Origin of the sequence: Falsiroseomonas sp. HW251, from assembly GCF_050563545.1 — a bacterium.
Lineage (GTDB): Bacteria > Pseudomonadota > Alphaproteobacteria > Acetobacterales > Acetobacteraceae > Falsiroseomonas.
The window spans coordinates 61273-86745 of sequence record NZ_JBNXUM010000013.1; the positions used below are offsets into that span (position 1 = coordinate 61273).

At 72.4% G+C, this 25473-nt stretch carries 25 protein-coding genes; 8 read left to right on the forward strand and 17 right to left on the reverse strand.

Annotated elements, in window-relative coordinates; genetic code table 11:
* Positions 1-42: 42 nt before the first annotated feature.
* From terL to ACLF3M_RS16910, 12 genes are all read right to left on the reverse strand, one after another.
* On the reverse strand, positions 43-1479 hold the full coding sequence (gene terL / locus ACLF3M_RS16855; RefSeq protein ID WP_430658118.1) for a phage terminase large subunit: 1437 nt from the start codon (positions 1477-1479) through the stop codon (positions 43-45).
* Positions 1476-1766 (reverse strand): hypothetical protein, encoded by a 291-nt coding sequence (locus tag ACLF3M_RS16860; RefSeq protein ID WP_430658119.1) that lies wholly within the window; start codon positions 1764-1766, stop codon positions 1476-1478. Before ACLF3M_RS16860 ends, terL begins: the two co-directional genes overlap by 4 nt.
* Positions 1763-4045, reverse strand: coding sequence for a phage tail fiber protein (locus ACLF3M_RS16865; protein WP_430658120.1), 2283 nt, complete (start codon positions 4043-4045; stop codon positions 1763-1765). Before ACLF3M_RS16865 ends, ACLF3M_RS16860 begins: the two co-directional genes overlap by 4 nt.
* A gap of 67 nt (positions 4046-4112) precedes the next feature.
* Positions 4113-4553, reverse strand: a complete 441-nt coding sequence (locus ACLF3M_RS16870) for a hypothetical protein (RefSeq protein WP_430658121.1) — start codon at positions 4551-4553, stop codon at positions 4113-4115.
* A complete protein-coding gene (locus tag ACLF3M_RS16875) occupies positions 4553-6433 on the reverse strand; it encodes a hypothetical protein (RefSeq protein ID WP_430658122.1) in 1881 nt (626 codons plus the stop codon). Before ACLF3M_RS16875 ends, ACLF3M_RS16870 begins: the two co-directional genes overlap by 1 nt.
* Positions 6433-7002, reverse strand: a complete 570-nt coding sequence (locus tag ACLF3M_RS16880) for a hypothetical protein (protein WP_430658123.1) — start codon at positions 7000-7002, stop codon at positions 6433-6435. The genes ACLF3M_RS16875 and ACLF3M_RS16880 overlap by 1 nt, the downstream gene beginning before the upstream one ends.
* A gap of 182 nt (positions 7003-7184) precedes the next feature.
* The gene (locus tag ACLF3M_RS16885) at positions 7185-8024 is read right to left on the reverse strand and encodes a phage capsid protein (RefSeq protein WP_430658124.1); all 840 of its coding nucleotides are present in this window, start codon (positions 8022-8024) and stop codon (positions 7185-7187) included.
* 382 nt (positions 8025-8406) lie between these two features.
* Positions 8407-9141, reverse strand: coding sequence for a capsid assembly protein (locus ACLF3M_RS16890; RefSeq protein ID WP_430658125.1), 735 nt, complete (start codon positions 9139-9141; stop codon positions 8407-8409).
* A gap of 7 nt (positions 9142-9148) precedes the next feature.
* Positions 9149-10567: a portal protein gene (locus ACLF3M_RS16895; RefSeq protein ID WP_430658126.1), complete on the reverse strand. Its 1419-nt coding sequence runs from the start codon at positions 10565-10567 to the stop codon at positions 9149-9151.
* 5 nt (positions 10568-10572) lie between these two features.
* Positions 10573-10821: a hypothetical protein gene (locus ACLF3M_RS16900; protein ID WP_430658127.1), complete on the reverse strand. Its 249-nt coding sequence runs from the start codon at positions 10819-10821 to the stop codon at positions 10573-10575.
* Between the two features lie 130 nt (positions 10822-10951).
* On the reverse strand, positions 10952-11395 hold the full coding sequence (locus ACLF3M_RS16905; RefSeq protein ID WP_430658128.1) for a hypothetical protein: 444 nt from the start codon (positions 11393-11395) through the stop codon (positions 10952-10954).
* Positions 11392-11832 (reverse strand): hypothetical protein, encoded by a 441-nt coding sequence (locus ACLF3M_RS16910; protein WP_430658129.1) that lies wholly within the window; start codon positions 11830-11832, stop codon positions 11392-11394. The genes ACLF3M_RS16905 and ACLF3M_RS16910 overlap by 4 nt, the downstream gene beginning before the upstream one ends.
* Positions 11833-12004: 172 nt before the next feature.
* Between ACLF3M_RS16910 and ACLF3M_RS16915 the strand changes: the two genes are divergently transcribed.
* Complete coding sequence (locus ACLF3M_RS16915) at positions 12005-12649, forward strand: S24 family peptidase (protein WP_430658243.1); 645 nt, start codon at positions 12005-12007, stop codon at positions 12647-12649.
* Positions 12650-12700: 51 nt separating this feature from the next.
* Here the strand turns inward: ACLF3M_RS16915 and ACLF3M_RS16920 are convergent, their stop codons facing one another.
* On the reverse strand, positions 12701-14662 hold the full coding sequence (locus tag ACLF3M_RS16920) for a lysylphosphatidylglycerol synthase domain-containing protein (RefSeq protein ID WP_430658130.1): 1962 nt from the start codon (positions 14660-14662) through the stop codon (positions 12701-12703).
* Between the two features lie 229 nt (positions 14663-14891).
* On the reverse strand, positions 14892-16511 hold the full coding sequence (locus tag ACLF3M_RS16925) for a lysine--tRNA ligase (RefSeq protein ID WP_430658131.1): 1620 nt from the start codon (positions 16509-16511) through the stop codon (positions 14892-14894).
* Positions 16512-16706: 195 nt separating this feature from the next.
* On the opposite strand from ACLF3M_RS16925, the gene ACLF3M_RS16930 reads away from it, so the two are divergent.
* Complete coding sequence (locus ACLF3M_RS16930; RefSeq protein WP_430658132.1) at positions 16707-17723, forward strand: aspartate-semialdehyde dehydrogenase; 1017 nt, start codon at positions 16707-16709, stop codon at positions 17721-17723.
* 48 nt (positions 17724-17771) lie between these two features.
* Here ACLF3M_RS16930 and ACLF3M_RS16935 read toward each other — a convergent pair whose 3' ends face one another.
* Positions 17772-18305: an SRPBCC family protein gene (locus ACLF3M_RS16935; protein ID WP_430658133.1), complete on the reverse strand. Its 534-nt coding sequence runs from the start codon at positions 18303-18305 to the stop codon at positions 17772-17774.
* Positions 18302-18667: an ArsR/SmtB family transcription factor gene (locus tag ACLF3M_RS16940; protein ID WP_430658134.1), complete on the reverse strand. Its 366-nt coding sequence runs from the start codon at positions 18665-18667 to the stop codon at positions 18302-18304. Before ACLF3M_RS16940 ends, ACLF3M_RS16935 begins: the two co-directional genes overlap by 4 nt.
* Positions 18668-18810: 143 nt before the next feature.
* Here ACLF3M_RS16940 and ACLF3M_RS16945 point away from each other — a divergent pair, with 143 nt between their 5' ends.
* Positions 18811-21597 (forward strand): ATP-dependent DNA helicase, encoded by a 2787-nt coding sequence (locus ACLF3M_RS16945; RefSeq protein WP_430658135.1) that lies wholly within the window; start codon positions 18811-18813, stop codon positions 21595-21597.
* Here ACLF3M_RS16945 and ACLF3M_RS16950 read toward each other — a convergent pair.
* On the reverse strand, positions 21588-22022 hold the full coding sequence (locus tag ACLF3M_RS16950; RefSeq protein WP_430658136.1) for a GFA family protein: 435 nt from the start codon (positions 22020-22022) through the stop codon (positions 21588-21590). The genes ACLF3M_RS16945 and ACLF3M_RS16950 overlap by 10 nt on opposite strands.
* Positions 22023-22135: 113 nt before the next feature.
* On the opposite strand from ACLF3M_RS16950, the gene ACLF3M_RS16955 reads away from it, so the two are divergent.
* The 5 genes from ACLF3M_RS16955 (at position 22136) to ACLF3M_RS16975 (ending at position 25468) form a co-directional block, all read left to right on the forward strand.
* Entirely contained in the window at positions 22136-23290 is a 1155-nt protein-coding gene (locus ACLF3M_RS16955; protein WP_430658137.1) for an Acg family FMN-binding oxidoreductase, read from the forward strand.
* Positions 23280-23768 (forward strand): MarR family winged helix-turn-helix transcriptional regulator, encoded by a 489-nt coding sequence (locus ACLF3M_RS16960; RefSeq protein ID WP_430658138.1) that lies wholly within the window; start codon positions 23280-23282, stop codon positions 23766-23768. Before ACLF3M_RS16955 ends, ACLF3M_RS16960 begins: the two co-directional genes overlap by 11 nt.
* Before the next feature lie 67 nt (positions 23769-23835).
* Complete coding sequence (locus tag ACLF3M_RS16965; RefSeq protein WP_430658139.1) at positions 23836-24267, forward strand: tellurite resistance TerB family protein; 432 nt, start codon at positions 23836-23838, stop codon at positions 24265-24267.
* An 83-nt stretch (positions 24268-24350) separates the two neighbouring features.
* The gene (locus tag ACLF3M_RS16970) at positions 24351-25025 is read left to right on the forward strand and encodes a hypothetical protein (protein ID WP_430658140.1); all 675 of its coding nucleotides are present in this window, start codon (positions 24351-24353) and stop codon (positions 25023-25025) included.
* Between the two features lie 98 nt (positions 25026-25123).
* Positions 25124-25468 carry a hypothetical protein gene (locus ACLF3M_RS16975; protein WP_430658141.1) on the forward strand — a complete coding sequence of 115 codons (345 nt, stop codon included), beginning with the start codon at positions 25124-25126 and terminating at the stop codon, positions 25466-25468.
* Positions 25469-25473 lie beyond the last annotated feature (5 nt).

Consider the following 25473-nt stretch of genomic DNA (forward strand, 5'->3'; position numbering starts at 1 on the left):
GCGCGGGAGGGAGAAGGACGGGCGTGGTCGGGCCACTGAGCCCTAGCCTGCCCCCCGCCAGTCCATCCGCGGCCCGCGCGGCGGCAGGGACGGAAACCGCACGGGCTCGGCGGCGATGCAGCCTGCCAGCGCGTCCAGCGCGTCGTCGCGGGCACTCGCGGCATCCGGGCGCCAGGCCGCCATCTCCCGCGCGAAGCGCGTGCGGAAGACGCTCTCATGCGCGGACAATTTCCGCGCCGCGAGGATGGGATCGAGCGCGCCGAGGATGCGGGTCACCTTCGGCGCGCGGCTCGCGATCTCCTTCACCGTGCAGTTGAAGCCGATCCGCGACAGCTCCTGCCGCAGCAGCCCCGGCAGGAAGGCGCCGATGCCGTTGGTCTCGATCCGCACCACCGGCAGCAGCAGGTCGCGCGCGATCGCGGCGATGGCGCGGCATTGCTGGGTCGCCGGGTCCTCCGCCGCCTCGGGGTCGTGGGTGACATAGGCCAGGCGATGCAGGTAGTGCCGGCCGTCGCCGTCGACATAGGTCGCGGCGAGCACGGAGGCGTCGCCGCGGCCCGGCCGGCCGAGCGCCGGGTCCCACCAGGCGCCGCCCGACAGCAGCCGCCGGCCCATGAGCGTCAGCACGCCGCGTCCGTTGGCTTCGCGGTATTCCGGCTCCTCGGCGTAATGCGCGATCAGCGCGGGATCGAGCCGCGCGGCGTCCTCCGCCACGGGCTGCAGCAGCATCTGCCGCTGGAAGGCCAACGGGCCGACACGCGCGCGCAGCGCCGCGACCTCCGCGTCGGGGAAACGCTCGGGCCAGATGCTGAGGCCGTTGGCGTCGAGCAGCGGCAGCACCAGGCGGCGATAGCCTTCCAGGAAGGCGCCCTCGGCTTCCGCGTATAGGCTGTCGGCGGTGTGCGGCGTGCCGACGAAGAGCACCGTGCCGCCGGGGACCAGGACGAACTCGGCCTCGGTCAGGCGGTCGCGCAGCTCCTCGCGCTTGGCGTCGCTGTCGCAATTGCCCGCGACCTCGACGTCGTCGCAGACGATGAGCTCGGCCCGCGCGCCGGTGATGTTGCCGCCGATGCCGGCCGCGAGCATCGACGCATCGCGCAGCACGGCGTGGCGTTCCACCGTGAAGCGGTCCGCCGCCCAGGAGCCGTCATTGCCGCGCGGCAGCAGCGCGCCGCAGAGCGGGTGGCGCGCCAGGATGCGGCGAACCGTCGCGACCATGCGGGTGGCCAGTGCGTGGTCGGCGGCGATGACCAGGATGCGCGTCTCCGGCGCGCGATAGAGCCGCCAGGCGCAGAACAGCCCGACGAGGGTGGACTTGCCGGCGCCGCGGAAGGCCATGAGCAGCAGGCGATGGTCGCGCTCGTCCAGGCGGGCTTCCAGCCAGCGCAGCACGCGCCGATGCAGGGCGGGCGTGCCGAGCCCGGCGCGGTGGTTCCAGACCCAGGTGAATTCGAGGAGGTCCGCCGGGATTGTGGTCACGTTTTGTTCTCGTCAGCGATCGCGGCGCGGGCGGTGGCGAGTTCCGCCTCGCCGCCGGTATCGGCGTCCTCGCCCGCAGGGGTGTTCACCGCTGCCAGCAGGGTGAGGGATTCCAGTGCCGCGTTGGCGGCGGCGATGCGCTGCAGATAGGCCTTGGGATCCTGGTCGGTGCTGCCGGAGACGAAGCCGAGATAGTCCTGCTCCAGCTGGTCCTTCGCGAGATCGTGGAGCGCCTGTGCGACGGCGGCGGACACGACCGGCGGGGCGGGCTTGCGGGCGCGCGTCATGCCTTCAGCACCCTGACGCGCACCGTGCCAGGGTTGAGGTCCACCGCGCCGCCGCTGCGGTTCCAGGCCGTCACCGTCACCACGTCCTGCGCGCCGATCTGCGACAGGAACACGACGCCGGAGGTCGAGAGCGAATAGGCGGCCTGCACGAAGTCGCCGGGGCGCGCGCCGGGCACGGAGACGTTGGTCTGCGCGCTGCCGCCGGCCACGATCGAGGGCGGATCCCAGGCCTGCTCGGCGATCAGCTCGCGCCTGCCATGCGGCAGGTCGGGCAGGCCGTAGAGCAGCGCCGGCGAATGGCGCGGGTCGCACATCAGGCGGAAGGCGCGCAGCTCGTAATCGTCGGCCAGGCGTGCGACGCCGATCACCGCGTACCCCACGGACGGTGCGACGCGGATCGCCTGCAACCGCGTCAGCGTCGAATCCTCCATGTCCGCGGCACCCTGCCACCAGCGAGTCGCCGCGTTCCACTGGATGGACTGGCCGGAGGCGAGCACGAGCTGCCCCGCGCCGTCGTCCATCAGGTTCATCGCGCTGTCGAAGGTCATCACCATCAGCCGCGGGCTGTCGGCGTCCACGCCGAGCGCGAAATCCTTGCAGAGCCTGGTGTCCACCACGAAGCCGATCGCGCGGCCGCCGCCCAGGATCACGCCGCGGTTCGTCAGGGTGAAGCTGTCGAGCGCGGGGAAGACCAGCGCGGGCAGGGTCGTCGGCGTGCCCATCGGGTTGGTGGACAGCACCGCCATCCTCTCGAAGCCGATCTCGGTCGTGTTCCAGCGGATCGCGGCGGCGCGCAGGCTCGGCACGGACGCCACCTCGCGCGTCGCTTCCCGATGCGGCGCGGCCTGGTGCAGCGCGCGCACCGCGCCGCCGAGCCTGGTCGCCGTCGCGGTGTGCTCGATGTCGACCTGGTAGCCCTGGCTGGCCCAGGCCACTTCGTAGACATGGTCCTGCGCGCCCGCGGTGTGGCGCGCGACGGGGCCGGTGCAGCCTTCCATGCGGAGCGCGCGCGCGATGATCGCGCGGCTGTTCACCTCGCAGAGGAAGGGAATGCCGGTGATGGGCTTGTCCCTCGCGTTCAACTCGAAATTCGGCGCGTCGAACATGTGGCGGTTGTGCGCGACATAGGCGCCAGGCTCGGCCGAGAGCCGGATGCCGAAGCGGTCCTGCGTGACGTTCACCGTGCTGCCGACCGCGAAGTGGCCGCCATAGTAGCGGATCGAGGTGTTCCAGGCGCCGGCCGTCGCGGTGTGAATGTCGAGGCCGATCTTGTTGTTCAGCATGCGGCCCATGAAGAGGGTCGAGTCCTCGAAGCCGCGGCCGTCGCCGAGCGTGCGCAGGCCGATGGTGAAGCCCGTGACCTCGCGCACCTCGACCACGGACGCGTCAAAGTTGCGCAGCACGACGCCGATATCGGCCTCGCTCGACCAGTCGGATTGCGTGGCGCGCACGACGGTCAGGCCGGTGACGATCTTGTTGGCGTTGCGCGCGGTGCCGCCGTCGCCGATGGTCAGCGCCGTCTGGCCGGCGGGGCCGGCATAGACGATGCGGCCGCGCATGATGAGGCCCGCCGCGGCGCCCGGCAGGGTCAGGGGGCTCAGCGTGCGGTAGCTGCCCTCCGTCAGCAGCAGCGTCTTGGCCGACGCGGCCGCCGCGTTCATCGCGGCCTGCAGGGCGGGACCGTCGTCGCTGACGTTGTCGCCGCGCGCCCCGAAGTCGCGGGCGGAGAGCCGCTCGCCCAGCTTGTCCTCGGCGGTGCGGGGTACGGCGCCGGGATAGGGCGCGGTGACCAGGCCGGAATCGCGGGGGAAGACCACGGCATCGCCGTTCGAATCGAAGCCGAGCAGCCGATTCGCGCGCGCCGGGCGCAGCGGGACCGTCATGCGCCCGCCGATCTCGGAGGGATCCTGGCGCAGCGCGGCGGTGGCGTCGTCGCGCAGTTCCTGCTGCACGGCGACGATGCGGTCGAGCTCGTCGTTCAGGATGCGCGCGCGCAGCAGGCCGTTGTCCTGGAAATCGGTGTTGCGCGCGACGGTGACGCGGCGGCGCAGCGTGACGGCGGTGCCGGCGGCCGGCGGGCTGGACAGGATGGCGTGGCCGCCTTCCGTGGCGCCGGCGCCGGTGACACTGAAGCCGCCGGTCATCACCACGGGGCCGAGGCGAAGTTCCAGGTCCTCGGCGTCGAAGATCGGGAAGGGGAAGGGGAAGTCGGTCCGGACGCCGTCGCCGACATACTGCACGCGCGGCGTGACGTCGCCGATGCGGATGTGCTCGGCCATGGGGAGCTCCTGCTGCTTTTGCTCCCTCCCCCGCTGTTGCAGGGGAGGGCTGGGGAGGGGGCTGGCGTCAGTCCAGCAGGCTTCTCAGCGCCGTGCCGAAGCCGTTACCCGCGCGCAGCCAGGGCGTGAGCGAGCCGCTGTCGGTCAGCAGGCTGCGCCGCCCGGCAGCGAGCCGCGCGGCGAAGACCGCGTCGGAGCTCGCCTGCGATGCTGCGGCGTCGCCCTCGATGCCGGCGGTCAGCGCCTTGGCCGAGCCGTCGTCAGGCGTGACACCCCCGGCCGCGAGCCTGGCGCGCGCCGAGGCGAGCGTGCCGGCGAGCCGCGCGTCGCGGGCGCGCTGGTCGGCGGCCTGCTGCACGGCCTGCTGCTGCGCGGCGGCCTGCTGCGCGGCCTGCGCGTTGGCCGCCTGGTTCTGCGCCTGCGCGGCCTGCTGCGAGGCCTGGCGCGACGCCGCGTAGAGCGAGATGCCGGTGCCGACCAGCGTCGCTATGGGGGCGATCTGGGCCATCAATCATTCATCCTTGTGTTTGTCGTCACGGACAGCAGCGTCACCGGCAGCGGCGCGTCGCCTTCCACGCGCCAGAGCGGCGCCAGCGCATCGCGACGCCAGCCCAGCGCGCGCAGCGTGACGTCGCCGGTGAAGGGCAGCGGCGCGGCGTCCAGCAGCGCGGTATCGAAGCGGCGGAAGGGCACGGGCTGCGCGCCGCGGCCGAGATCCACGGAGAAGGCCGGCGTATCGAGCAGCCGGAAGGTGACCGAGACCAGCCGCAGCGGCGCCGCGCCGACGCCCGCCCCGGTCGCGAGCTGCGCGGGCAGCGGCTCGATCACATGGGCGAAGGACAGGCCCGCCTGCACGCCCGTCGCCGGCGGATCGAGCAGGATGCGCCCGCCCGCGACCGTCGCCGTGCCGCGCGGCGCGCCGTCGGCCAGCACCGCGACCGCCTGGCCTTCGAGGTGATCGAGCCCCGACCACTGGTCGCGCGGCGTCGCGGCATCCCCCGACAGGCCGGCGTCGAGGCCGATCGTCGGGTCGAAGCGCTCGAGCCGGTACTTGCCCAGGCGCTCGACCACGGCGTAGACCTTGTCCTCGGTCTCGGCGAGCGCGCGGAAGGCGCCCGCGGTCTCCTGCCGCGTCCAGGCGATCACCTGCTCGGCGCGATAGAGCGTCAGCGTACCGATGCCGCCATCCTCCATGGCGATGTGCAGCAGGCGCCTCGTCTGGTCATAGGCCATCGAGACCGGCTTCTTCACGAGATGCCGCGCGACCAACGCCAGGTCGTTCGCCTGGTAGGCGTCGCCGACATCGGTGTAGGCGAACTCCGTCACCGAACGGCCGCTGCGCGCGACGAAGACGGTGGATCCGTCCACGTCCACCGGCGGGACCATGCGGTCCACCGCGCTGCCGACGCGGGTCTGGCGGTTGAGCTGGATCGAGCCCGGCGTCAGGGGATCGCCGCTGACCATCCATTCCGCGCCGGAGGTGAAGACCTGCAGGTGGCGCCCGGCGAAGAGGCCGCGGATCGCGTTCACCTGGTCGGACAACAGCGCGAACTCGATGCCCTCGTCGTCCAGCCCAGTGCCGGGATCGAAGTTCGGGAGATCGCCGGTGCGCGACAGCCAGAGCCGGTTCGGCAGGTCGCGGGATCCGCCGATGGCGAGCCGCGCCTGGTGGAAGCAGCCGCAGACCGGCCAGCCGCGCGCCCAGCTGAACGCCGCTTCGTCCCAGTCCGTGGTCGCGTTGGTGTCGGGCAGCTGCTGCTCGACATCGCCCGTCGCGTTCCAGGGATCGGAGATGCTGCGGATGATGACGCGGTGCTGGTTCAGCCGGACATAGGCGTTGAGGTGACCGGGCTGGAAGACCGGTGCGCTGGCGGCGATCGCGATGGTCCCGTAGGTGCCGCCCGGGGTGAGCGACGTGCCGGGGTGGAAGGCGTGGAAGGGCGGCGGGGTGAAGAGGAAGTCGGCGATCGTCCAGTCGGTGTGGCTGGTCCGCGTGATGCGCTGCGGGCCCCATTCCGGATGGAAGACCAGCAGCGTGTCGGCGTTCTGCGTGAAGGCGAGCTGCGCGAGATGCGACCCGTTCCAGGGCGAGGCGATGGAGGCGACCTCGGCATCGCCCATGAAGACGCGCATGCGGCCCGCGGTCAGCACCAGCAGGTAGGTCTGCTCGGTGTTGAACTCGAAGGCGATCAGGCGCGCGGGGCCGTCCAGCGTCGCGACATGGCGCAGGCCCGGGCGGCGCGCGACGCCGCCGGTGGGCTGGATGACGACGTTGCGCAGGCGGCGCGCGCCGTTCTCGAAGGCACGGAGGTCGCCGCGGCCGAGCAGCTCGGGCGCGAGCTCGCCGGCGGCGAAGCTGGTCTTGAGGCGTCGGGTGGCAGAGGGCATCAGCGCCTCACCTCCACCAGGGGGAAGCTGTCGATCGCGCGCGGCGTGTCCTGCTGGCTGTCGGTCAGGCGCGCGGCGCGCAGCTCCTGCTCGGAGAGGCGGAACAGTACCTCGGCGCGCGTCGCGCTTTCCGTCAGCGGCAGGCAGAACTCCGCGGCCAGGCGCGCGACGAGGGCGGCGGCGAAGAAGGCGGGAAAGCTGCTCTCGTCCGGGCGGAAGACATAGGTCAGCGTGACCTGGTCGGCGTCGGCATGCAGGCGGCCTTCATGGAGGCGGTATGCGATGCCCTGCCCGCGGCCGGCGCCGCCGGCCGACAGCACGCGGAGGAAGCCGGGCGGCAGCTGAAAGGCGGACGCGAAATCGGCCACGGGCGCGGCGGAGAGCTTCGCGAGCGCGGCCTGGCCGGTGGCGAAGCTCCAGGGATGGGCGGAGAGCAGCGCGTCGCGGATGCCGGGATAGAGATTGGCGGCGACCTCGGCCTCGGCGGTGCCCTCGGTCAGCGAGGCGATGGGCTGCGCGCCGAGACGCAGCAACGCGCGCGAGCAGAGCGCGAGGGCGGTGAGGGACATGAGGGGGTTCCGCGCAAGAAGCCCTCCCCCGCAAGCGGGGGAGGGTTGGGTGGGGGTGCGAGAATCAGCGGGCGCTTGTCTTCCGGCCCCCTCCCCATCCCTCCCCCGCAACTGCGGGGGAGGGGGAAGTGAAGGAGGGTCGGAGGGGGATGCGCCCGCTATTCGAAGGCGCGCATCCGCAGCTATTCGGCCGCGCGCATCCGCACGACGCCGGTGTCGTCTACCAGCACCGCGCCCTGGCTCATCATGTTGGCGACGAAATGCGCGGCGCGGTCGCCGTGCCAGGTGACGTCGGTCTGCACCTCGGCCGCGGCGGCGTGGCCGAGCGCGGTCTTGTGGTAAAAGTAGCAGTAGCGCAGCGACCCCGACTTGGTCAGGCCGGAATGCGGCATCCACAGCGCGCCGAGCCAGCGCTTGGCCTGCGTGCCGCGCCAGGGCAGCTCGTCGGCGCCGACGTAGTCGGACGACGCGAACTCGTCGATCTGCAGCAGCTGGCTCCACTGCTTCCAGCCCACGACCGCGAAGCGGTTGCCGTCGTCGGGGACGTCGGCGGCGCCCAGCATCTCGAAGGCGAGCAGCACCTTCGCCTTGGTCAGGCCATCGCTGTCGGTGGTGCCCGACGCCGTGCCGATCGCCTCCTTCGTGCCGCTGTCGAAGGCGGCGATGATCAGCTCGTCGGTCTTGCGGCCAAGCGCATAGGCGCCGGCATTGGCGATCACGCTGCGCTCGTCGATGTCGGTCTTGAGCTCGTCGAGCCGGTCGACCCAGTCGCCGGCATAGTAGTCCTGCAGGATGCACTCGACCTGCGCATGCTCGAGGTTCATCACCGGCACGGTGCCGTTGCGCGTCTTCGCCGCGGCCGTGCCCTTGCCGACTTTCGGGAAGTGCGTCGAGGTGCCGGTCACGCCGGTCTTGCTGCGCACGGTCGGGCGCAGCTTGGAGCCCTGGCGCTGATAGGCCTCCTTCACCTCGGACTGGAACTGCGTGGTGAAGACGGCGTCGATCTGGGTGGTCGTGGGCATGGGGTGTCCCTGTCTGTCGTGTTGCGCTGGATGCGGCGCGGTCGTCGTTGGCCTGGTGGGGCGACGATCGCGGCGCTGAGGCCCGGCCGGCCCGTGTCGGGGTTGGCGGCGGGCGAAGTGGTCGGGGCGGGTGGGGATCCGCATCGCGGACCCGCGCCACCCGCCCCGTGTGCCGCCGCGCCTGGTGTCGCGCGGCGGCGATCGGCGCCTCGACCGCGGGGAGAAGCGGGAGGCGCCGAGGGGAAAAGGTTGCAGCAGCCCCCTCCCAACCCTCCTCCGCAACGGCGGGGGAGGGCTAAGTGGAGCGGGAGTGGGCTAAGTGGGACGCGCTGCTAGCCCCTTCCCCCGCTGTTGCGGGGAAGGGGTGGGGAGGGGGCTGTCGTTACCCTCCCTGACTTCCGACCAGCCGCCGGAAGCCCTCCGTCACGCGCTGGACGAAGGCGGGGTCGCGCGTCCGCCAGTAGCGGGGGTCGCGCATCATCTTGCGCAGTTCCGCCTCGCTCGGCGCGGCGTCGGCGGCGGCGTCGCGGGACAGCGGCGGCTCCTTGCCGGCCATCATGCGATGCAGCGCGATCACGCCCTCGGCCGTCGTGGACAGCGCGGCGAAGACCGCGTCGGGCAGGTTGGCGCGACCCCAGGCGGTGATCTGCGGCGCGACCTGGCGGAAGCGGTCCTCGCCGCCGAACTCGGCATGCAGCTTCTCGCGCTGCTTGCCAGCCTCGAACTCGGCGGCGGCCTCGGCGATCAGCGGCAGCAGCCGCTGCGCCGCGAGGTCGTAGACCAGCTGCGCCTGCGGCGCGGTGAAGCCGGCCTCGTGCAGCTTCGCGTTGACCTCGGCGTCGGGGCCGCAGAGCTCGCAGGGTGGGTTGATCTCGTAGCCCTCGGGGCTGTCGGGCACGCCGAGGATCCTGCGCCAGCGCGCGATCTCCTCCGGGCTCGCCTCGGGCCCCGGTGCGGCGCGCCGGGACAGCATGCGCTCGAGCTCGCGGTAGGATTTCAGCAGCAGGTCCACGCGCAGCGCGCCGGTAGCTGAATCCCGGAATTTTTCCGGGATATCGCCGGTCTGCGGCAGTTCGTTCTGATCCGCAGTCGGCGGGGCGAGCAGATCCTCGGCCATGATGCGATCACTCCTGGTTCGGGGTTTCGGCGGCGGCCGGATCTTCCGGCCGCAGGATCTCCGGTGCCGCGCCGAGCGTGCGGGCAACCCAGCGCGTCGCGGCGGCGGGATCGACCGTCGCCGCAGCCTCCCCGCCGAGCGACGCGGCGGCCTGCAGGAAGAGCAGCGTCGAGGCGGCGTCGGCACGGGCCTGCACGCGCGCGAGCGGCGAGGCGTAGACCAGCCGCACCTCCCGTCCGTCCACCAGCACGGGCGGCACCTCGCCGCGCCGGCGCAGCACGGCCAGGCAGCGCGCGATGAGCGGCGTCAGCAGCTCCGCCTGCAGGCGGCCATAGGTGGCGCCCAGCAGCCTTGCGGCGGTGGTCGAGCGTTCCAGCACCTCGGTCGCCGTCATCGGCGTCTTCTCGTCGGCCGCGATGCGGTCCGCCAGCAGCGCGCTCCGGATCCGCGTCCGCAGGTCCTGCAGCACGATCTGGGAGACGTCGAAATTGCCGGGCGCGGCGAGCGGCGTGAGCCCCGCCGATCCCGCGGCCTTGGGAATGATCGCGCCCGGGACCAGGCGGATGGTCGAGGGGTTCAGCACGCCGTCGTCGTCGGCGAGCCAGATGCCCGTCGCCGCGATGGACGCGTTCTTCAGGATCAGCTCCACCACCTTGTTGGCGGTGCGGATGTCCGGCAGGGCCTTGGCGACGGGGCCGCGGCCATAGGTCTCGCCCGGCAGCTTCAGCCAGCGGAAGGCGACGAAGGGGTTCTCCGCGAAGGCGCCCTGCGCCAGCAGCACCGGCGCGCCGTCGTCGGGCGCGAGCACCGCGGCGAAGCGGTGGCCGGCGCGGGGATCGGGCCAGGCGGCCTCCACCACGCGCAGCTTCGCCTCGGCGTCCTCGTCGCGGCGCCGCGGCAGCGCGGCACCGGGCCAGCGCGCGCGGATCTCGGCGGCCGTCAGCGACAGCGCGCGGAAGACCGTGTCGAGCCGTCCGCCCGGCCCTTCCGCCAGCACGGCGTCGCGCAGCGGCACGGCGCGAAATCTCAAGGCGGAAGGCTCGCCGGGCGGCGCTTCCTCGATGCTGACCAGGCCGGTGCCGGCGACCACGAGATCGAGGAAGGCCTGGTGGAGCTCCAGCGCGAAGTTGGACCGGTCGAGATGGCCCTGCAGGGTCTCGGCGACCGCGGACAGGCTGCGCGCGATGGCGGGGTCGGCGTTCTCCCGCACCGGGGCGAGGTCGAACCAGCGCGACCAGGGCGGCGCGAGCTCCGCGAGCAGCGAGGCCGCGAGCTGTTCGGCGGCGTCGGCCGCGGTCGCGTCGAACAGCGGCGCCGCGCCCGGCGCGGGCAGAGCGTGGTCGTAGCAATCCTGCCAGCCCGCCTCGAGCGGGCGGCGGCGCGCCAGCGCGGCGTCGTGCCGCGCCAGCAATTCCTCCGCTTCCATGCCGGTCACTCCCCGAGCAGCGTCTTGCGCGCGGCGAAGGCCGGCAGGGACGAGAGCACGCCGCGATCGGAGGTCGCGACGGTGCCGGCGAGGCCGCGTCGGGCGCGCTCGACCGCCTTGATCCGGGCCTCGCGCGCCGCGTCGGCGGCGGCCTGGTCGGCCTGCGCGGCGGTCTCGGCGACGGTCACGGCCTGGACCGGGGGCGCGGGCGGGGCGACCTCGACCGGCTTCGGTGCGCGGAACATGCCACCCATGCGCGGGTCCTTCTGCGGAAAGGGGTCCCGAAAAGGCGAAGGCCCGTCCGGGGGGCGGACGGGCCTTCGAAGTCGGGAACCGGGGAGGAGGAACGCCGCGGGACGCAATTCGCCCCGTGGCAGAGCCGTGTTAGCCTGCTTCGCCAAGCCGCGTCAAGATTTTTTTCCTAGATTCGCCACCCAGCGCATGAAAAAGCTGAAAGGGCGTCAGCGCGAAGGGCGCGCCGGGCCCGAGCAGCGCGCGGCAGAGCCCGACGCAGGTGAAGGGCATCAGGGTGGGGGCGGAGGCACCGCGCGCGGCTGCAGGCTCGAAGGGCCCGAGCACGGCAAGGCCGGCGCGGCGGTAGAAGCCGGGCAGGTCGAAGGCGGCCGGGACCGGCAGGCGCGCGACCATCAGGCGGCCCGACAGCGGCTCCAGCACGGTCCAGCCGCTCTCGTCCAGGATGGCGGCGAAGCAATGGCGGAAGCCGCGGCGGAGCAGGCGCAGCCAGGGCTGGTCGGCCTCGCCGCCGAAGGCGATCCAGACCTGCTGGCCAGCCGCGGCCTCCGCGCGGCGATGGCTGACGCGGTTCACGGGCGCGCCGTGGGGAAGGGGATGACCTGCGCGCCGTTGGGCAGCGCCTCGGCCGACAGGCCGCGCGGGCCGCACACGATGCCTTTCTGGCGCAGCGGGAATTCGAGCCGCTCCATCGCCTCGCGCCACAGGCGGAGATCGCCGCGCTCCGACGCGAAGCGCGCGTTGGGGGCGGTGCCGCGTTCCCCCCAGAGCCGCATGATGCGCGCATGCTGGAGGTCTATCCGGCGCTGCCGGTACAGCCGGTCGAGGCACTTCACGACGTCGTCGGGCTCGCAGGGGCGGATGACGCTGCCGCGGGCGGCGGACAGGCGGGCGCCGTCGCGGCGGGCGATCAGTGCCGCCATGGTCCAGAACCAGGCTTCGTCGGCGCTGGCGAAGGGCTCGGCCTTGGACAGGCTGGCCAGGACGGCGCTGCGGCCGGGGGCGATGGGCATGGGGGGCTCCCTCCTCTTACCCGAACAAATCAGGAACGGATGGACGCTATCGCTTTCCACCTCCGGTTGCAAGGCAGAAGTTCCTATTGCCAAGCGACTCGAAACCTAGGATGTGATGCCCAGCGATTCGCACCGGCTCGGTTCGAGTCGGAAACGGGGACCTGCTTCCATGATGCGGCACGAGGATGTGTGGCGGGCGATCGACGCGCTGGCGGCCGAGCATGGCCTGTCCGCCAGCGGCCTGGCCCGCAAGGCGGGGCTGGATCCCACGGCTTTCAACCCCTCGAAGCGCACAGGGCCGGATGGGCGGGCGCGCTGGCCCTCGACCGAGAGCGTCGCCAAGGTGCTGCAGGCCACGGGTACGGGGATCGAGGGCTTCGCCTCGCTCGTCACCGGAGCCCCGGCGCTGCCGCGGGGGCGGGCCATGCCGGGGCGCCGCATCCCGCTGATCGGCCTGGCGCAGGCGGGGTCGGAGGGCTTCTTCGACGATGGCGGCTATCCCGTGGGCGGCGGCTGGGACGAGATCTCGGTCCCCGACGTGCCGGACCCCAATGCGTACGCGCTCGAGATCAGCGGCGATTCGATGGAGCCGGTCTTCCGCGACGGCGACGTGGTGATCGTGAGCCCCGGCGCACCGGTCCGCCGGGGCGACCGCGTGGTGGTGCGCACGCGCAAGGGCGAGGTGATGGCGAAGGAGCTGCTGCGGCAGAGCGCGCGCCGGGTGGAACTCGCGAGCCTGAACCCTGCGCATCCCGGCTACACCTTCGGGCTGGACGAGCTGCAGTTCATGCATCGGATCGTCTGGGCCAGTCAGTGATCATGCCTTCAGGCGCCGGGCGCGCTCTCCGCGCGCTTGGCTGAGAGGCCCTCAGCGCGCCGCCCGCGCCATCGGCTCGGCCGCGGGCAGCAGGGCCAGCAGCTTCTCCAGATCCTTCTCCGCCCGGCACGCCAGGTAGCGCTGCGGCTCGCCCGGCGCGGGCGCCGCCAGCGGGAAGGCGGTCAGGCCGATGTCGCCGTAGAAGCGCAGCAGCGCGGGCGTGACGCGCCAGAACGCCGCGTCCACGCCGGCGCGCTCGCACATGTCGCGGAAGCGCCAGATCGCGGAGATGCGGTCGCGCTCCTCGCCCACGGGATCGCCCAAGGCCATCCAGATGCCGTCGCGATGGAGGAAGGCGAAGCCGGCGCGCCCGGCCTCGCCGAAGACCGCGCCGTCCGCGGCATCGGGCGGGCGGGCGCCGAGCGCGCGCAGCCTTGCGCGGGTCTCCTCGTTCCACGGCGCGGGGCGCAGCTTCACCGGCCGCAGCAGGCGGGCCATGGCGACCAGCAGCAGCACGCCGGCGATGCCGACGGTGAAGCGCAGGCTGTCCGGCGCGAGCGGCGAGAAGACGACATGCAGCCAGCTCTCGTCGGCGACGCGCCCGCCATAGGACACGCTCGCCAGCAGCACGGCGCAGAGCGCGACGACGACCAGCGGCACGAGCGACGCGGTGGCCAGCGGCTCCCGGATCAGGCGGGCGTCGCGGTAGAAGGCGCTGCGCATCGCGGCCAGCAGCGCGGCGACCACGCCGAAGGCGCCGATCAGCCAGACCGATTCCTGGCGCAGGATGCAGATCACGATGCCGTTCAGCAGCAGCAGGATGCCGAAGCCCCAGGCGATCGTCAGCCGCCGCAGCAGCCCATAGGCCATCACCAGCAGCAGCGACCCCACGACGGAGGCCGCGAAATGGGACCCGACCGCGGCTTCGGGCCCTGCCCATTCCACCATCGGGTTGCCGCGCGCCGGCAGCGCGCCGATGAAGACCAGCACCGTGCCCGCCAGCCCCACCAGGCTCGCGATCGCCGGCACCTCGAGCGCGCCGGCAACGCGCTGCTCGGCGCTCCAGCGGGCCAGTGCGTCGCGGCGCTGCGCGACCTCGAACGCCGCGAACATCCCGCCGGCGATGAAGAGCGGCACGATGTAGTAGTAGAGCCGGAAGACCAGCAGCGCGCCGATGACTTCCGCCGGCCCGAGCCAGGGGGCGAGGCCGATCAGGATGGCGGTGTCGAAGACGCCGATGCCGCCCGGCAGGCTCGCCGCGATCCCGGCGATGTAGGCCGCGATGTAGATGCCGAGGAAATGCAGGAAGGTCAGGCCATCCGCCTTCGGCAGCAGCACGTAGAAGATCATCGCGGTCACCGCGACGTCCACGGTCGCGAGCAGAACCTGCGCCACCGCCATGCGGAAGCCCGGCAGGTCGATGTGGTGGCCGAGGATCACCACGTGGCTGCGGATGCGCGACATCGTCACATAGGCCAGCACGACGATCCAGCAGATGACGCCCAGCACCTGCATGACGATGTGCGGGACATGGTCGCCGAGGCCGGGCACGACCTCGGGCTCGATCACCAGCACGATGCCGCCGAGCACCATCGCGCCGAGGCCGAAGGTCAGGCTGGTGAAGGCCACGACCTTGGCAATGGCCAGCGGCGGCAACCCCCAGGCCGCGTAGAAGCGGTAGCGCACGGCGGCGCCCGACACCGCGGCGAAGCCGAGGTTGTGCGCCAGCGTGTAGGCGCAGAACGAGGCGAGCGATGTGCGGGCATAGCTGACGGGATAGCCGGCATAGACGCTGCCCAACCGGTCGTAGATCGTCAGCACGGCGTAGGCGAGCAGCGTCCAGCCGATGGCGAGCCAGAGCGTCGCGTGCGGGATCGCTTCCAGCGCGCGGCGGACGTCGCCGACGGACAGCGTCCGGAACTCCTTCTGCACGACGTAGATCGCGGCCGCGAGCAGGACGAGCCCGAAGACCGTCATGCCGTGCTTCTTGAGGACGGGGAGGAGGGCCTTCATGCGGCGCGGGCCGCGGGCTGGCGGTTGCCGCTGGAAACGCCCTCTCCCCCGCTTATGGGGGGGCGACGCACGGCGTCGGCGCCGGAGCGTTCGGCTTCAGCCGACAACGCGCAGGCTAGGGTTGGGTGAGGGGGACGCGCAGGACCGTGCGCGAGTTCCGTGCCCGGCACGCCCCCCTTACCCAACCCTCTCCCCCGTGTGGGTGGAGCGGGCTTTTCGAACAGCCCGTTCATGCCGCGGCGGGATCCCGCGCGAGCGCGGTCTCGATCAGGCCGATGGTCCCCGCGATGCCGTACAGCGCGACGAAGCCGCCGAAGCGCGGGCCCTCGGGCTGGCCGAGCAGCACCTGATACAGCGCGTTGAACCAGGCACGCGACACGCCGGGGCGGCCGCCATCCTTCGCGGGTTCCAGGAACGGCTCGCGGCGGCCGGCGTCGTAGACCAGGTCCTGGATCGCCTTGGCGCGCTCGTCCGGAGGCAGGCGTTCCAGGTCCTCGATCCGGTCGCGCAGCATGGCAGCCAGCGCGCGCATCGCCTCGGCCTCGGCCGGTGTCGCGGGGCGGTGCCGCTTCTCCGGCACCACGCGGTCCCGGTAATAGGCGACGGCGCGCTCCACCAGGCGGGCGACCAGAGGGTGGCTCTCCGGCGTTACGCCGGGCGCGTAGCGCTGGAGAAAGCCCCAGAGCATCTCGGGGTTGTCGGCGTTGATGACGCTGGCGAGGTTCAGCAGCATCGTGAAGGAGATCGGCGAGCCCGGGTCGTTGGTAGGCCCGTTCTGGATGTGCCAGGCGGGGTTGTCAGGGCTCGGCGCCGTGCGCAGGCGGTCGAGGTTCTGGACGTATTCATCCACCGCGCGCGGGATCACGTCGAAGAAGAGCCGCTTGGCGCGCTGCGGCTGGTTGTACATGAACTGCGCCAGCGATTCCGGCGGCGCGTAGTGCAGCCATTCCTCGATGGACAGGCCGTTGCCCTTGGACTTGCTGATCTTCGTGCCTTCCTCATCGAGGAAGAGCTCGTAGGTGAAGCCGACCGGCGGCTCGCTGCCGAGCACGCGGCAGATCTGGCCGGACAGGCGCACGCTGTCGATCAGGTCCTTGCCCGACATCTCGTAATCCACGCCGAGAGCATGCCAGCGCAGCGCCCAGTCCGCCTTCCACTGCGCCTTGCAATGGCCGCCCGTGATGCGGGTCGCGAAGCGCTCGCCGGTCGCGGGGTCGGTCCAGACAAGCTCGTCGCGGTCGGGGTGCACTTCCTCCATCGGGACCTGCATGACGACTCCGGTCCTGGGGTGGATCGGCAGGAAGGGCGAGTAGGTCGCGCGGCGATCGGGGCCGAGGGTCGGCAGGATGACCTGGCGGACCTCCTCGTGCCGCTCCGCCATGCGGATCAGCGCGGCGTCGAAGCGGCCCGACCTGTAGTAGTCGGAGGACGAGGCGAATTCGTACTCGAAGCCGAACTGGTCGAGGAAGGCGCGCAGCCGGGCGTTGTTGTGGTGGCCGAAGCTTTCATGCGTGCCGAAGGGATCGGGGATCGCCGTGACGGGCTTGCCGAGATGGCTGGCCAGCATCTCCTTGTTCGGCACGTTGTCCGGGACCTTGCGCAGGCCGTCCATGTCGTCGCTGAAGGCGACGAGGCGCGAGGGCAGGCCGGTCAGCCGGGTGAAGGCGTTGCGCACCCAGGTGGTGCGCGCGACCTCGCCGAAGGTTCCGATATGCGGCAGGCCGGAGGGGCCGTAGCCCGTCTCGAACAGCGCCGAGCCCTTGCCGGAGGCGGCGACCCGGGCGGCGACCTTGCGGGCCTCCTCGAAGGGCCAGGCCCGAACGGCGGCATAGTCGGCGGTGTCGGACATGGGGAAGGCGCGGTCCTCGTTCGGCAGGTCCCGGCGTTATAGGCAGCGAAGCCGGGGCAGGCGACCCCGGCGGCGCGCCAAGCGACCCTGGGGCGGGTCAGGATCGTTGCGCGCGCTTGGCTCAAAGGCTTGGTCCCGCCTGGGTTTCCGCGCTATGCGTGCGGCCCCTTCCTGGGTCAGAGGAGCAGCCTGACGATGCGTGTCGGCGTGATCGGCGCAACCGGTGCCGTAGGCAAGGAGCTGGTGGAGGTCCTGGGCAAGCGTCGCTTCCCCGTGACGAAACTCCGCCTCTTCGCCTCGGGCCGCAGCGCTGGCACGCGCGTGAAGACGCCCTTCGGCGAGATCACGATCGAGGAGTTCACGCCCGACAAGGCGAAGGACCTGGATCTTGCTCTGCTTGCCGTGTCCGGCGATTTCGCCAAGCAGCACGCCCCGGCGCTGGTCGCCGCCGGCGTCACGGTGGTGGACAACTCCTCGGCCTTCCGGCTGGACGACGACGTTCCGCTGGTGGTGCCGGAGGTGAATGCGGACGCGGTGGGCAATGCGCGTCTCATCGCAAACCCGAATTGCACGACGGCGATCGCGGTGGTGGCGCTCGCGCCGCTGCACCGCGCCTTCGGGATCAGGCGCGTGATCGTCTCGACCTACCAGGCGACCTCCGGCGCCGGCGCCGAGGGCATGGCCGAGCTCGAGCGCGAGACGCGGCGCGTGCTGGTCGAGGGCGAAAAGGCGCAGAACGACGTCTTCGCCCACCCCATCGCCTTCAACGTCATCCCCCACATCGATGCCTTCCAGCCCAACGGCTATACGAAGGAGGAGATGAAGGTGGTCTGGGAGACGCGGAAGATCATGGGCGTGCCCGACTTGCCGGTGTCCTGCACCGCGGTGCGCATCCCGACCATGCGGGTGCATGCCGAGGCGATCACGATCGAGACCGAGAAGCCCGTCACGCCGGAAGCGGCGCGCGAGGTGCTGCGCAAGGCGCCGGGCGTGAAGGTGGTCGACGACGTCGCCAACAAGGCCTACCCGATGCCGCTGACGGCGACGGGCCAGGACGATTGCGAGGTCGGCCGCATCCGCCAGAACCTGGTCTTCGGCGACCACGGCCTCGACCTCTTCGTCTGCGGCGACCAGCTGCTGAAGGGCGCCGCGCTGAACGCGGTTCAGATCGCGGAGCTGGTGCCGGCGCTGAAGGCGAAGGCGGCGGCGTAGTCCCGGCGCGCTCCGCCCGGCGGGACCGGGCGGAGCGGCTGGTCTGCGTCAGCCCGGCAGCCGCGCCTCGTATTCCTTCCGCAGACGCGCGACGTTGTCCCAGAAGGGCGCGGGCTGCTCGCCCGCCAGCCGTGCCGCCAGCACGTCGAGGTGGCCATGCCAGCCCGGGCTGACCTTGAGGATGGTGCCGCGGTCGGGCAGGCGGCGATGCACCAGGGTGAGAAGCACCCGGTCGCGCACCGGCTCAAGGTCGATCGCGACCTCTCCGGCCTGGCCGAAGGTGAAGGCGAGGCGGCGCGGCGGATCGACCTCGATGATATGGCAGGTCATCCGGTGTTCCGGACTGGATCCCTCCGGTCGCTTGCCCGGCGGATCGGTCAGCTCGTCGTTGCGCCACACGAATTCGAAGGGCGCGCCGGCCTTCAGCTCCATCGCACCGGCAGCGAACCACTTCCGGCGCAGATCCTCATCCGTGAGGTAAGCCCAGACCCGTTCGATCGGGCCTGGCAGATGGCGCTGGATCGTCAGCGTCGTCGGCTCGGTCAACGTGCCATAGGCGTCCAGCATCACCGTCTCGGTCATCGGTCGTCTCCTTCGCGGGTTGGGGGTTGGCGGGCGTCCTCCTCACGGAGGAGGCGTTCGAGCGCATCCAGGCGGTCGGTCCAGAAGCGCTCGTAGTAGCGGAGCCATTGGTGGGCGGCGGCGAGCGACGCGGGCTCGAGCCGGCAGAGATGCGTCCGGCCCTGCACTTCCCGGCGGACCAGGCCCGCGCGCTCCAGGGCCTTGATGTGCTTCGAGGCGGCAGCGAGCGAGATCGCGAAGGGGCTGGCGAGCTGGCCGACGCTCCGCTCGCCCTGCGCGAGGTCGCGCAGCATCCGGCGGCGCGTGGCGTCGCCAAGGGCGTGGAAGACGGCGTCCAGGCGATCGGGCTGATGTTCAACCATGCGGTTGAGAATACGGAATCGAGCCGCGACAGTCAACCGATCGGTTGAACGATTCAGGTCACGGGTTCGGCACCGCCACTTCGGAACGCCGGCGCGACCGTTTCCCTCTTTGTTCGCGTGACCAGCCGGGCCAGATTGCCTCCGTGACCCAGCCCCGCGCCGCGGCCCCCACCCGCCAGCCCCGCCTGCTGCTGCCCGAGGCGCCGGCGCTGGTCGCGGGGTTCGGGCGTGGGGCGCTGCTGACCGCCGATGGCGAACTGCTCACCCTCCCGGCCGGCGAGATCGGGCGGCGCCTGCGCCAGGGCCCGCCGCCCCTGCTGGTCCATGCGCCCGCGACCTGGAAACGGCTCGGGCTGCCACCCATGCCCGCCTGCGACCTGCTGGAATTGCTGGCCTTCTGCCGGCCCGGCCAGCCCGCGGCGCCGACGCCGCGCGGGCTGGCCATCGCGCTCGATCGCGAGCCGCCGGCAGACGACGAGGCCGCGGCCGCGCTGTTGCCGGAGCTCGCGACCGACCTGCTGCGGCACCTCGCCGGCACCCGGAACAACCCGTTGAACCGCGACGCCGGGCAGCTCGCGGCCAAGCTCGGCGCCGAGATCCATTGGCCCTGGGCGGACAGCGTCCTCGCCGCCCTCGGCCAGGCCGATGCGCGGCCGAGCCTCGACGCGCTCAAGGTGTGGCGCCGACTGCCGGAATGGGAGGACGAGGCCCCCCCCCCGCCACCGGCCCACCAGCCCATCACGCCCACCGAGGCGCGCCAGCGGCTCGCCGAGATCCTCGGCGAGGATGCGGAGCAGCGCCCGCAGCAATCCGACTACGCCTCCGCCGTCGCCGGCGCCTTCCAGGCGCGGGAGGCGCGCGGCCTGCCGAACCTGGTGCTGGCGGAAGCCGGCACCGGCACCGGCAAGACGCTCGGCTATGTCGCGCCCGCCTCGCTCTGGGCGGAGCGCAACGGCGCGCCGGTCTGGATCTCCACCTTCACCCGCAACCTGCAGCGCCAGATCGACCAGGAGACCGCGCGCCTCTACCCCGATCCCGCCGACCGGCGCCGCCGCGTCGTCGTCCGCAAGGGACGCGAGAACTACCTCTGTCTCCTGAACCTCGAGGAGCAGACGGGCGCGGCGCAGATGGCGGGGATGCTGCTACCGCTGGCGCTCGTGTCGCGCTGGGCGCTGTTCACGCGCGACGGCGACCTCATGGGCGGCGACTTCCCGGGCTGGCTGAGCGAGCTCTTCGGCCACCACGCGGTCTGGCCGCTGGCGGACAGGCGCGGCGAATGCGTCCATTCCGCCTGCGGCCACTACAGGCAGTGCTTCGTCGAGCATTCGATCCGCCGCGCGAAATCCGCCACGCTCGTCGTCGCCAACCACGCCCTGGTGATGATCCAGGCCGCGCTCGGCGGCGGCGAGGACGGCAAGCCGCTGCGCATCGTCTTCGACGAGGGCCATCACCTCTTCGACGCGGCGGACGCGGCGTTCAGTGCCGACCTCACGGGCGGCGAGACCGCGGAGCTGCGGCGCTGGCTGCTCGGCGCCGAAGGCGGGCGGTCCCGCGCGCGGGGGCTTGCGCGGCGGATGGAGGAGCTGATCGGCGACCGGCCCGACCTGCTCATGCCGCTCGAGGAAGTGCTGCAGGCCGCGCGCGCCCTGCCCGGCCCGGGCTGGCCCTCGCGCTTGGCGGAGAACGACCCGCGCGGCGGCACGGAGGAATTCCTGCACGCCGTCCGCCGTCAGGTGCTCGCCCGCATCAGGGAGAGCGATGCCGGCTACGGCGCGGAATGCGACGTCCACCCGCTGAACCCCGAGGTGCCGGTAGCCGCACGGAAGCTGTCGGAGGCTTTCGCGCGGCTGCACGCGCCGCTGATCGTCCTGCGCGACCGGCTCAGCGCCCGGCTTGAGGACGAGGCGGAGGATCTCGAGGTCGGCGACCGCATCCGCATCGAGGCCGCGGTGCGTGGGATCGAGCGGCGCGGGCTGATGCCGCTGACGGCCTGGGGCGCGATGCTGAAGTCGCTCGCCGATCCCCCGCGCGCACCGGGCACGCGGCCCGACATGGTGGACTGGTTCGCCTTGGAACGGCGCGAGGGGCGGGAAGTGGACGCCGGCATGTTCCGCCATCACCTCGACCCCACCCAGCCCTTCGCGACGACGGTCGCCGCACCCGCGCATGGCGTGCTGATCACCTCGGCGACGCTGCGCGACACCGGCGACGACGCGGACGATCCCGACAATGCCTGGCGCGAGGCCGAGGCGCGCACCGGCGTGCCGCATCTCGCCGCGCCGGTGATCCGCGCGGCGGTGCCCTCGCCCTTCGACTACGGCGCGCGCACCCGGGCGCTGGTCGTCACCGACGTCGCGCGCGAGGAATTCGGCCAGATCGCGGCCGCCTATCGCGCGCTGTTCCTCGCCGCGGGCGGCGGGGGCCTCGGCCTCTTCACCGCGGTGCGCCGCCTGCGCGAAGTGCATGCCCGCATCGCGGAGCCGCTGGCTGAGGCGGGCATCCCGCTCTACGCGCAGCATGTGGACGCCATGGACAACGGCACGCTGGTGGACGTGTTCCGGGCGGAGGAGCATTCCTGCCTGCTCGGCACCGATGCCATGCGCGACGGCGTGGACGTGCCGGGCCGGTCGCTGCGGCTGCTGGTCTTCGACCGCGTGCCCTGGCCGCGGCCCACCATCCTGCACCGCGAACGGCGGCTGCATCTGAGCGAGGGCCGGCCCAAGGCGCATGACGACGCGATCGCGCGGCATCGGCTGCGGCAGGCCTTCGGCCGGCTGATCCGCCGCGCCGACGACAAGGGCGTCTTCGTGCTACTCGACGCCCGCGCGCCCTCGCGCCTGCTCGCGGGGCTGCCGGACGGGGTGATCGTGCGGCGCTGCGGGCTGAAGGACGCAGTGGAGGAGACGCGCGCCTTCCTGGCTCAGCCCTGACGCAGGGCGATCGCGGCGCGGATTTCGGCTTCGGTCCGCGTCGGCAGATCACCGTCCACGCTGGCCCAGGCCACATGCGTGTCCCAGAATGCATGGACCTGCGGCGCGCGGTCAGGACCATCGTCCAGCGCGGCGGCGGCGACGTGGATCTCGGCCGGCCAGGCCTCGGACCGGAACAGCATCGGCGACCCGCAATCCCGGCAGAAGCCGCGCGCCGCGCCGGGGCTCGATTCATGCCAGCGCAGCGCCGCTTCCGACCCTTCCTGCAGGGTCAGGCTGTCCACGGCCGCCGACATCCAGGTGACGAAGGCCGCGCCGTGCGCCCGTCGGCAGAGCGAGCAGTGGCAATGCGCCACCCAGTTGCTGGGCAGCCCGACCCGGAAGCGCACCGCGCCACATAGGCATCCGCCGCTCGCATCGGCCATGCGGTCCTCCCAGCCGCCCGAGGCTAGCGCGCCGGGGAGAGGGAAGAAAAAGGCCTTGCATATCGTTCGATGTCAAAGTATGTAGTTCGAAGACGAACAACAGGATCCCACCGATGAGCCTCCCCCGCCGCTCCCTTCTCCGCGCCGCCAGCGGCGCGCTCGCCCTGGTCCCGCTCGGCGGGGTCACCGTCCTGCGCGCCGCCGACCCCGATCCCCTCGCGCCCTGGGCCGAGGCGCCGCGCGCCGCCGCCCATCCCGACCCGCGCATCCGCGCGCTCTCCTGGGCGGTGCTCGCGCCCAACCCGCACAACCGCCAGCCCTGGATCGCCGAGTTACCGGCCGCGGCGCCGGACACGGTCGTGCTGCGCTGCGACCTCGACCGGCGCCTGCCGGTGACCGATCCCTTCGACCGGCAGATCACCATCGGCCTCGGCGCCTTCGCCGAGCTCTGCCGTCTGGCCGCGGCGGAGGAAGGCCGCGCGGTCGCCGTCTCGCCCTTCCCCGAAGGTGAGCCCGGCCCGCGCCTCGATGGCCGCCCGGTCGCCATCCTCCGCTTCGGCGCCCCGGGCAGCGCGGCGCCCGACCCGCTGTTCCGCCAGGCGGCCGCCCGCCGCTCCGCCAAGCGGCCCTACGACACCGCCCGCCCCGTGGCGGCGGAGAGCCTGGCCGCGCTCGGTCGCGTGGTCGCCGCGCCGGTCCGCTTCGGCGGCACGACCGACCCCGATCGGGTCGCGACGATCCGCGACATCGCCTGGCGATCCTGGCAGATCGAGGCCACGACCGAGGCCGCGCATCTCGAGAGCGTCAACCTCATGCGCTTCGGCCGCACCGGCGTCGCCGCGAACCCCGACGGCATCAGCGTCTGGGGCCCCGGCATCGAGGAGGGTGTCGCCGCCGGCCAGATCACGCGGGAGTCGATGCTGCCGGGCGGCGCGGGCTACCGGTTCATGATCGAGCGCTACGCGCCCATGCTGGCCGCGACGCCCGCCTATGTCTGGCTGACCACGGGCCGCGGGCGGGCCGACCAGCTCGCCGCCGGGCGGGACTGGCTGCGGGTGAACCTGGCCGCAACGGCGGCGGGTCTTTCGGTGCATCCCCTCAGCCAGGCGCTGCAGGAATTCCCCGAGGTCGCCGGCCCCTATGCCGAGATGCACGGCGCGCTCGCACCGGATGGCGCGACCGTGCAGATGCTCGCCCGCCTGGGCTATGCTGCGCCGGTGCCGCCGACGCCACGGTGGCCGGTGGAAACCCGGATCCGTGCCGTCTGACACGCCAATGGGGAAGGGCGGCGATCCGCCGCTCTTCGCCCTGTTGAACGAGATCTCGATCATCGAGCACCTCGCGCGCCACCGGCTGGAGCGCGTGCTGCCTGACGGGCTGCGCGCCAGCCATTTCGTCGTGCTGAACCACCTAGTCCGGCTGGGCGACGGGCGCAGCCCGGCGCGCATCGCCCGCGCCGTGCAGGTCGAGAAGCCCGCCATGACCAACACCATCCAGAAGCTCGAGGCGCGCGGCCTGGTGCGGGTCGGGCCCCATCCCCGCGACGGACGCGGCAAGCTCGTCTTCCTGACAGAGGCCGGGCGCGCGGCGCGCGAGGCGGGCGTCGCCGCCGCGACGGCGGCGGTCGCCCCGCTCGCCGCCGGGCTGGAGGAGGCGGAGATGCTCGCCGCCCTGCCCACGCTGCGGCGGCTGCGCGGCCTTCTCGACGCCGCGCGCGACGCCGAGGACGGCACGCCGGAGACGTGACGCGCGCGCGGCTTGACCCTCGCCCGGCGCCGGGCGAGGGAAAGGCACGAGGACGAAGGACGACGCCATGCCGACCCGCGAGGCCCCGATCGCCCGCTTCACTGCCCAGGAAGCCCTGGTCTGCGCCATGGTGCTGATGTCGGTCGCGGATGGCCCGATGTCGGATGCCGAGCTCGCGATGATGAACCGCTGCGTGCGCGACATGCCGGTCTTCGCCGATTTCCACGCCGGCGAGATCGAGACCGTCACCGACGCCGTGGCCAAGCTGCTGAACCGCACCGACGGCCTCGACCAGGCCATGACGCTGCTGCGCGACGCGCTGCCGATGCGCCTGCGCGAGACCGCCTACCTGCTGGCCTGCGAAGTCTGCGCCGCGGACGGGGATGCGACGCAGGAGGAGCTGCAGTTCCTGCAGGACCTGCGCATCGGGCTCGACATGGACCGGCTGATCGCCGGCGCGATCGAGCGCGCGGCGAAGGCGCGCTTCCAGATCCTGTAGCTCGTCACGATGGATTACGTGGCAGCCGGCGCGCTACGCCGCAACAGTCCCTGGATCGTCCCACTCATTGGGGGGAAACCCGCATGCGTCCAAGCTGGAAGCTGCCCGTCGCGGCGGCTGCCGTTCTCCTTGTCGGCGTGGCGGCCGATGCGCAGACGCCCGCGCCAAATCCATCGGCCATGACCTTCTTCGTGACCTCGGTCGGCTCGGGCCGCGGCGGTGATCTCGGCGGCCTGGCGGGTGCGGATGCGCATTGCCAGCAGCTGGCCGCGGCGGCCGGCGCCGGCAGCCGCACCTGGCGCGCCTATCTCTCGACGCAGGGCGCGGGCGCGGTGAATGCGCGCGACCGCATCGGCAACGGGCCCTGGACGAACGCACGCGGCGCCGTCATCGCGCGCAGCGTCGCGGAGCTGCACAGCGACAGCAACAACCTCAACCAGCAGACCGCGCTCAGCGAGCGGGGCGAGGTGCTGAACGGCCGTAGCGAGAAGCCGAACCCGAACCTCGGCACCCTGCACGACATGCTGACGGGATCGCAGGCCGACGGCACCGCCTTCGCCGGCAACGAGGACCGCACCTGCCGCAACTGGACGAGCAGCGCCGAGGGCAGCGCGATGGTTGGGCACCACGACCGCGATGGCACGCCGGGTCCGGCGCCGCGGTCCTGGAACGCATCCCATGGCACGCCGGGCTGCAGCAGCGCGGATCTGGCCCGCGTCGGAGGCGGCGGCCTGTTCTACTGCTTCGCGATCAACTGAGAACCCGCGCCAGGATCGGAACGCCGCGTTCCCCTCCTGGCGCTACGTCCCGCTCGCGCGGGGGGCGCATCCTCCGCTGCACGACGAAGGAGCGGACGATGCGGGCGCAACCCGGAATGCTGGTGCTGCTGGGCGAGGCGCCCGATTGCGCCGCGGCGGATCTGCTGCGGGCCGGCCACCTGCCGCTGCATGAGGCCATGCTGAGCGCCGCGCTGACCCAGGGTGGCAGCGCGGCTGTCGTCGCACGGCGCCTGGCCGCGCAATGCGACGCCGTGGCGGGGCGCGCCGCCGGTCCGCTGCAGCCCCTCCTGCGGTCGCTGCGCCGGCCCGTCTATGCCAGCCACGCCCTGGTCCCGCCAGCGCGCGCCCTGCCGGCCGATCGCGTCCCGCCCTGGTGCGACCTCCGCCTGCTGCTCGCCGCGAGCCGCGCGCTGGATCGGTAGGGGCT